This window comes from Vibrio sp. Vb0667 (assembly GCF_033391095.1).
In genome coordinates this window covers 1-1,029 of the sequence record NZ_JAWPOL010000416.1, presented here as the reverse complement: position 1 = coordinate 1,029, position 1,029 = coordinate 1, and the positions used below count along the sequence as shown (strand labels likewise).

The following is a 1,029-nucleotide window of genomic DNA, read 5'->3' as shown; positions in this document are numbered from 1 at the left end:
CAAGACAACTTGATGATGTTTCTGGCGGTTCTCAAGTTGAATACTAAAACAGAGAAATGGAGCGAGGAACTAACCAATTGAATACAAGCAAAAAAAAAGCACCATTACCGCAAATGGTGCTTGGTATTAACTCTTCATCTGTAACAACACGATTTTTCTCAGCGGTGAGAAGAGATTAAATACTAAACCCGTCATAAACAGCGTAATAACAATCGTTGCACCACTAGGCAAATCATACTTTGCAGAAGCTGCTATCCCCAACAAAATACCAATTGTTCCGATACCTAAACTGGCGGTTAAAAAACGTCTACCTTTAAGGCTCGCAGCGCATAAAGCGGGAATCACCAACAAAGCAAACTCTAGGTAAATACCCGTCAGTTTGACCGTGATCGGCATCAAGATAGCGAAGATGAGATAAAAACCGCTACCACGCATAAATTCGGGCTTTGTACGTACTAGCAACAACATCGCACCAGTGATTACCGTCAACGGCCAAACATCTTGCCATGTCGACCACAGTAGCTGACCATTCAAAATCCCTTGAATGAAATCAGCACCATGTGGGTCTTTGCTAACAAGTAACACCGCCAAAGAGGCAGATACCACAAACAAGCTGCCAATCATCGGCTCAAGATGCGGATGATTTCGCTTTTCTAATGCAGCAATCAATCCGCATAACAATAACGACATTATCCAAGGGCCAAGCATTGCACCAAGCCAAGATTCCGATAACCAAGGAATCCTCACGTACAAAGTAGATGAGTTTAGCCAATAATGACTAAGCGCCGCACCCAATGCTGCGACTTGAGCCACCGCAAGGTCGATGAAAATGATCTGCCGCTTTAATACTTGCTGGCCCAGTACGACGTTACCAATTAGCGCAATCACGCCGCACAAAATAGCCGGCGCTAACCATGTGTATTCAGTCATGATCAAAACTTCACAGCACTAGGAGAAACCAACACATCGAGTAACTCGGCAATCACTTCATCGTACAGCTCATCTAAGTTCTGCTCTTTTGACACCGTC

1 protein-coding gene and 1 pseudogene are annotated in these 1,029 nt (G+C 44.2%); both read right to left on the bottom strand.

Going from position 1 to position 1,029, the window contains the following annotated elements; genetic code table 11:
* Positions 1-126: 126 nt before the first annotated feature.
* Positions 127-930, bottom strand: coding sequence for a metal ABC transporter permease (locus tag R8269_RS26330; RefSeq protein WP_021452156.1), 804 nt, complete (start codon positions 928-930; stop codon positions 127-129).
* Positions 931-932: 2 nt separating this feature from the next.
* Positions 933-1,029, bottom strand: a pseudogene (locus R8269_RS26325) (zinc ABC transporter substrate-binding protein); the annotation flags it as partial.